The organism is Stieleria sp., from assembly GCF_041595215.1.
In the GTDB taxonomy this organism is placed as follows: domain Bacteria; phylum Planctomycetota; class Planctomycetia; order Pirellulales; family Pirellulaceae; genus Stieleria; species Stieleria magnilauensis.
In genome coordinates this window covers 1-6259 of record NZ_JBFHKV010000454.1, presented here as the reverse complement: position 1 = coordinate 6259, position 6259 = coordinate 1, and the positions used below count along the sequence as shown (strand labels likewise).

The window sequence follows — 6259 nt, the reverse complement described above, 5'->3', positions numbered from 1 at the left end:
TTGGTGTCACCCCACTTGTTGCGTTCTTCGCGTCGCGCTTCGATCAGATCGCGAACCAGACGTCCGCCACGACGAACCGCTCCGTGTCGCAGCGATTGGAAGAAACGCTTGAACACCTTCAAGCTGCCGGCAAGGAATCGCGATTCGGTCAGCGAGGTAAAGATGACCGGGTCGGACCAGGACAACGAACAGGCTTCGCGGGGCGTCCGCAACGAGAACCCGACGTCCAGCCCGATGTCGACCAAATCGCGTGTCAGCGATTGGGCCAGCTTTTCGGCGACCGCGGTTGAACGCCCGCGGACAATCAGCATCAGATCGGCATCCGAATACGGCGCCAGATCGCGACGGCCGAAACCACCGTGGGCGACCAACGCGACCCCCGCCGGCGTTTCTCCACCAAAATGATCGGCACAAGCCTGATTCCAAACTTCCAGCACCAAGTCGTCATAGAGGTCGCTGACGAGCGTGGAAACCTGGGTGCCGCGGGACCCGGCGTCATGCTGACGGCGGCATCGCTCACGTCCCTCGCGTAGGATCGCGCGGCCGCGTAGAACAACATCCGAGAGCGAAGAACCAGCCATCACGAACACGCCGCCTAGGGTCCAAGAATGCCGGCGTCGGAGGGTTCGCCGAGATTGGGGTGAGCGAAATCAGTCCTCCCCAGGGCCGGCGACCCCGGCCACGGAGCTGGAACCCGAAATGCACCGCAGGAGAATCGCCTGGCAGGCCGCACCCGCGTTTAGAGTGCTTCTTCGCCCCGCTCACCGGTTCGGATGCGGATCGAATCTTCCAGATTGGTGACGAAGATTTTGCCGTCACCGATTTGCCCGGTTTGGGCGGTTTGCAAAATCGTGTCGACGACCGTTTGCAGGTTCTCGTCCGTACAAACCACCTCGATCTTGACTTTGGGGACAAAATCGATCGCGTATTCCGTGCCCCGATAAATCTCCGTGTGGCCTTTTTGCCGACCGAATCCTCGTACCTCGCTGACCGTCATCCCGTGGATGCCCTGGTCCGTCAACGCGTTTTTGACATCTTCCAATTTGAAGTGCCGAACGATGCCTTCAACTTTTTTCACGTTTATGCCTCGGAGGATGCGGCTGGAAATCCAGTCCCATAGGGTGAACTGAGGTCGTACTCGTGCCGCCAAGTGAATCCCGGCAGCCTACTGTCGGTTGCATTGTACACTCGTCAGCCGAACTCCATCCAGCGGGTATCAACCCAGAGCCGGCATCACCCGATGCCGGCTGATCGTCAAACCGGCCGCTGCCAGGGCACGTCGGCGATCCCCGCCTGCGAATTCACTTCACGTGAGAGCACAAACAGATAATCGCTGAGCCGATTCAGGTAGACGATCACCGCATCAGAAATCTTGACCCCCTGCTGATCGCCCAGCGTCACCACGCGGCGTTCGGCGCGGCGACAGACCGCCCGGGCCAGATGCAACATCGATGCGGCCTGGGTCCCGCCCGGCAGAATAAACTGCTTCAGGGGACTCAGCCCGCTCTCGTGCTCGTCGATCCACGCTTCAATGCGGGCGACATGGGTCGTCCCGATCACCCGCAGGTCGTGCTCGTCGGGGTTCGGAGTCGCCAGCTCAGCACCGATCGAGAACAGCTCCCGCTGAATCAGCTCCAGCTGCTCATCGACGCCTTCACTCACCCCGCCCTCGCCGAGCGAACGCACACAGCCCAACGCCGCATTGAGTTCGTCCACCGTTCCGTAGGCCTCGATCCGGGCATCGTCTTTGGAGACCCGAGGCCCCCCGAACAGACCCGTGCTCCCGGCGTCACCGGTTCGCGTATAGATTTTCATGTCCCACCCGCTCAAGTTCGTTCTAATCCTGTCGCCGTTCTTTTTAAGGCGATTCGCCCCGGCGACAAGTCCGCTGTGTCAAAGAAACCGCAAAACCGAAATCCATGACAGACCCGATCGCATCACCGACCAAACGGGCCGCCGGCATGTTGCTGGTCACGCGAGCTCAGCCGAGACAATTCTTGCTGATGCGTCATCACGACCGCTGGGACTTGCCCAAAGGACATTGCGATCCCGGTGAATCCGATCTGCAAACGGCGATCCGCGAAACCGAAGAAGAAACGGGGATCTCCACCGACTCCGTTCAGATCGATCCCGACTTTCGTTTCGAATTGAGCTATCCGGTTCAATACAAACGCCACGGCGACCAAATCTTTCACAAGACCGTCGTCTACCTGCTCGGCTGGGTTGACGCGGTCTTTACACCGACCCTGACCGAACACCCGGGATTCCAATGGTTCCCCTGGAAACCGCCCCACCGCATCCAAAACCAAACGATCGATCCGCTGCTGGAAGCCGTCGCAATCCATTTGGAGCAGCAACAGCAACAGCAATAAGACGAACGAAGCTCCAGCGGGGCGGGTTCGTTGTGGGATCAGTCACTTGGCGCCCGACAACGCGTCTCCATCATTCTGCTGTTCCCCACCGGTGCAACAGGGCTCGTTGACTGAGTCGTGGGGTAGGAAAATTTTGAAGGTAGGAAGATTGGTCAAATCGAAGGGATGAAGCATTTCACCATTTTCTTACCTCTGAAATCTTCTTACCTGTTTCCCGCGACGGCTCCGTCAGTCTCCGTAACTGGCACCGCGGATTTCGACGTTGATCTCACCCAGCCGGCGAAAGACCTGCGCGAGTACCACATTCAAATCGGCGTCCCCGGCCGGTCGGCTGAGACACAATTGATCGGCGCGGTCGATCTGGGACGTCATCGGATCGATCGAAACCCATCGCCCTTCGATCGACGCCACCACCCAGGCGGCCAGATGCATCGTGACGCGATTCTCGGTGGCACTTTCCGTCGCTTCGGAACGCGAGAGTCCAAACACGACCCGGGCGGGGATTTGTCTGGCACGCAACAAGGCCGCGATCAACACGGCGTGATCCATCTGTCCGCCCTGCCCGCTGCGAATGATCGCCGACGCCGGCCGCAGCTCTCCTTGGGGGATCAGCGACAAATCATTCTGCGCCAGACGCGCCAATTGCTCCGCCAAGTCCCGGATCGGTAACTCGCCGATCGCACCGGCCATGCGGGTCACCGACGGATGCCCGAGATCGATCCACTGCGTCGCGGCGGTATCGATCGGTTCGGCGACCGAACGGTCCGCGTCAAATCCCGTCGGCGTTTTCGCCCGCGTCGAAACCATCACCTGCACCACATCGCCGCTGCGCTTTACCGATTGCCCGGCAACCGCCGGCAGCGGCAACACGTTAGCCGGGTCAGCATCGGCTGGGCGGGTTTCACCAGAATCGTCCGCGGAGGTCGATCGCGATGGGTCGCTGACGACAAACGCAACCTCCGTGGGATCGGCATCCGCCCGTAGCGAGCCGGTCACACTGAACTGGACTCGCCGATCGTCAGGCCGACGGAAGAGTTCCTCGGCCGACGCCCGATCGGTCCGAAACGATTCCAGCCGCAATCCGAGGTGCAATGTTTTCTGGATCACGCCCTGCTCGTCGATCCAGACGACCAGCGAATCGACCGGTTGACCGTCCTGAAACGTCGACACATCCACTTCGCGAAGCGTTCGATAGGTGCCGTCGAACATCGGAACCGACGCGTCGCCGGTGCAATGCAATTCGATCACCCCGACCGATTGCAGCGCAGGCATCAGGACTGGCAAGCGGCGGGTCTGGCCCGTTTCGATCCCACGTCGCCGCAGCGTCTGTTCCAAGGCGAACAACCCTCGCGTCTCGGCCGACCAATCGAGTTGACGTGTTTCCTGTCCCGAGCCGCTCGACAATTCAATTGCCAGCTTCTGCGGACCGCGTGTCCCGCGTGCGGTCGACGAGATCGGGCCGGCGTGAACTTCGCTTTGGAAACTTTCCAGCGCACCGTCAACCGACTCGACACTCGTCAGCGTGATTCGGCGAACAAAGGACGCCTTGCCGGTTCGAAACACCAAGCGTTCGATGCGACTGTATTCCACTTCGGTCGCAGCGGCGAACTGCTCGCCGTCGATCCGCGCGGCCGCTTTGATTTCGCTCACGCCCACGACTTGGCTGCCGAATCGGTAGACGTACCATGCTTCCCAGTCCCCCTCGAACGACTCTTGCAGGGGTTGGTCCTCGCTGGCGACCGCATCAGCATCCGACGCGACGGAGTCCTCCGACTCGGCGGTCGGCGCAGCGGGTGGCCCGATCGGCGGCCGCGGCGGAATCAAATCGCCGCACCCCGAGGCGACGCACAGAGACGCGACGCACAGACAACCAAACAGACGGACCAACCAGGGCAAATTCAAGACACGTGTCATCGGATTTCACTGAAAAAGAACGGTTCGCGACGAGTCATCGCTGCCCTGCACTATATCCGGCGATCGCTCCCTATGGCACAGACGCAACATCAATTGCCCCGGGTCCACATCGAGCGCCTTGAAATGTTGCCTCTGGACAACGCCTTCCGCCCTTGCGAAGGAGTTCGATCGCAGGGGTCGATCCGGTTGATCCGCCTGATCCGAACATGCCTCAACGATTTCATGGGGCGGGATTTCCGGATTGGCGAAACGATGCGCCCGGTCCATCACATGACCTAGCGTTGGCTGTAGACCGAGCGGCAGCTTGCTTTCGCCCGATCTCCAACATTCCCGTGAACAATCCCCCCGCGCCAAGAACCGGACCGCCTGACATGGGCTTTTTGAAACGCATCCTCCGTAACAACACCGTCGAAGACACAGGGTCGATCTTCACACCGGGCAGCTTTGAAGCGTTGACGGAGGAGGAACTGCAAACGCATATGGGCATCGACACCTACGGTGCCTTTGACCTGACCGATGCGATTCGCCCCTCGTACGATCTGCAAGTCGTGCCACGCCAGGGATTCCGATTTGACGAATACGTCGACGACAACAGTCAGATTCGCACGCCGGTCATCATGGCCGCCGCGACGCGGCATCGAATCATGGACCTGTTCCTGGATCTGATCGACCGGCTCGGCCCCGTCGTCGATGTGGTGCTGGAAACCAGCCACCACTTCGCCCCGCATCAGCAAGATCTCTATCGCGAGCACATCGATGTGCCCGTCCTGAAAAGCATTCTGCTCGATCACGAAGACCTGCTGCTCAACGACGGTTGCACCGGGATCGCAGTGATCAACCCGGGACGACGGCAAGAGGTCCAGCTGGACGAACACAAGTTGATGATCATCTACGGGCGACCACTGGAACAATTTGAACAAACGCTGATTTCGGCGGACGTCTATCCGGATGAAAACATCAAGTTCATCACCGAAGCGGAACATGTCCACAGCAGCAGCGAAGCCTATTTCGACAAGTTCAACACGCTGAAACACCGCCTGGGCATGGACAGCGACGACTTGTCGGGTTGCTGCTAGCGGCCTCCCTGAACTACGATTCGCGAAGTCATCCGCCTCGCCCCCCAGGACTTCGCCATCATGATCTTGGTCTTGAGCGCCAGTTTGAACCCTGGCAGTCGCAGCCGTATTCTTGCCAACGCCTGCCGAGAGCGACTCGAAGCCGCTCATCGAGACGTCGCCTGGTTCGACCTCTCCGCAACGCCGCTGCCGTTCTGCGACGGTGCGGCCGCCTATGGTCATCCCAAAGTCGTGGATCTGGGACACCTGATCGAAACGGCCGATGCGATCTTCATCGCGTCCCCGGTGTACAACTTCGATGTCAATGCGGCGATCAAGAATGCCGTCGAGCTGACGGGAAAAAAATGGACCGGCAAGGTCGTCGCGATGATGCTGGCCGCCGGTGGCGCCGGCAGCTACATGAGCGCGATGGGGCTGGCCAACAGCTTGATGCTGGATTTCCGCTGCCACATCGTGCCCCGGTTCGTCTACGCGACCGGTGAATCCTTCGAAGGCGATCGACTGGCCGACGATGACATCCAGTCGCGCGTCGAGTTGCTGGTCACCGAAACCCTGCGTCTGGCCGACGCCCTGGCGTCAAGCGAGTAGACGCCCCTCCAGTTGGTGTCCAGCCTTCAGACGCTCTCCTCTCGCTGCTCGGGACGTCGATTGTATTACTGAGCGACTTTTGGGCTAAGCACCGCACTGTGGTGCACACCGCAGAGCGGTGCCACAACAAAGCCCGGAGTCGCGAAGCGCACTCCGGGTGGGGGCGCAGAGGACAGGGGAACCCCAGCGGCGTTCAACAAACGGCGCGGCACAATCCGAGGTGCGCAAACCGCGGCGTGAATCGGGCGAACCGTGTTGCTCTGTTCAACCCCGTTGGGGTTGGCGGCCTGTTGGCGACCGGAACTTGGG

7 protein-coding genes are annotated in these 6259 nt (G+C 60.5%); 3 read left to right on the top strand and 4 right to left on the bottom strand.

The window, feature by feature from the left end; all coding sequences use genetic code 11:
- The 3 genes from ABX749_RS17670 to ABX749_RS17660 form a co-directional block, all read right to left on the bottom strand.
- A partial coding sequence (locus ABX749_RS17670) for a DUF294 nucleotidyltransferase-like domain-containing protein (RefSeq protein WP_372897126.1) occupies positions 1-581 on the bottom strand: 581 nt, incomplete at its 3' end.
- Positions 582-739: 158 nt separating this feature from the next.
- Complete coding sequence (locus tag ABX749_RS17665; RefSeq protein WP_095739105.1) at positions 740-1078, bottom strand: P-II family nitrogen regulator; 339 nt, start codon at positions 1076-1078, stop codon at positions 740-742.
- A 176-nt stretch (positions 1079-1254) separates the two neighbouring features.
- The gene (locus ABX749_RS17660; protein ID WP_095739104.1) at positions 1255-1815 is read right to left on the bottom strand and encodes a cob(I)yrinic acid a,c-diamide adenosyltransferase; all 561 of its coding nucleotides are present in this window, start codon (positions 1813-1815) and stop codon (positions 1255-1257) included.
- A gap of 104 nt (positions 1816-1919) precedes the next feature.
- Between ABX749_RS17660 and ABX749_RS17655 the strand changes: the two genes are divergently transcribed.
- Entirely contained in the window at positions 1920-2372 is a 453-nt protein-coding gene (locus ABX749_RS17655) for a bis(5'-nucleosyl)-tetraphosphatase (protein WP_372897125.1), read from the top strand.
- 228 nt (positions 2373-2600) lie between these two features.
- On the opposite strand, the gene ABX749_RS17650 is transcribed toward ABX749_RS17655, so the two are convergent.
- Complete coding sequence (locus tag ABX749_RS17650) at positions 2601-4286, bottom strand: transglutaminase family protein (protein WP_372897124.1); 1686 nt, start codon at positions 4284-4286, stop codon at positions 2601-2603.
- Positions 4287-4657: 371 nt separating this feature from the next.
- Here ABX749_RS17650 and ABX749_RS17645 point away from each other — a divergent pair, with 371 nt between their 5' ends.
- Together ABX749_RS17645 and ABX749_RS17640 are read left to right on the top strand one after the other, a co-directional pair.
- Positions 4658-5362 (top strand): hypothetical protein, encoded by a 705-nt coding sequence (locus ABX749_RS17645; RefSeq protein WP_095739101.1) that lies wholly within the window; start codon positions 4658-4660, stop codon positions 5360-5362.
- 60 nt (positions 5363-5422) lie between these two features.
- Positions 5423-5950, top strand: a complete 528-nt coding sequence (locus tag ABX749_RS17640; protein ID WP_145220201.1) for an NADPH-dependent FMN reductase — start codon at positions 5423-5425, stop codon at positions 5948-5950.
- Positions 5951-6259 lie beyond the last annotated feature (309 nt).

Excerpts from the sequence above, each read along its gene's own strand:
- ABX749_RS17650 (WP_372897124.1), bottom strand. The coding sequence starts at position 4,286 with ATGACACGTGTCTTGAATTTGCCCTGGTTGGTCCGTCTGTTTGGTTGT.
- ABX749_RS17645 (WP_095739101.1), top strand. The coding sequence starts at position 4,658 with ATGGGCTTTTTGAAACGCATCCTCCGTAACAACACCGTCGAAGACACA.
- ABX749_RS17660 (WP_095739104.1), bottom strand. The coding sequence starts at position 1,815 with ATGAAAATCTATACGCGAACCGGTGACGCCGGGAGCACGGGTCTGTTC.
- ABX749_RS17640 (WP_145220201.1), top strand. The coding sequence starts at position 5,423 with ATGATCTTGGTCTTGAGCGCCAGTTTGAACCCTGGCAGTCGCAGCCGT.
- ABX749_RS17655 (WP_372897125.1), top strand. The coding sequence starts at position 1,920 with ATGACAGACCCGATCGCATCACCGACCAAACGGGCCGCCGGCATGTTG.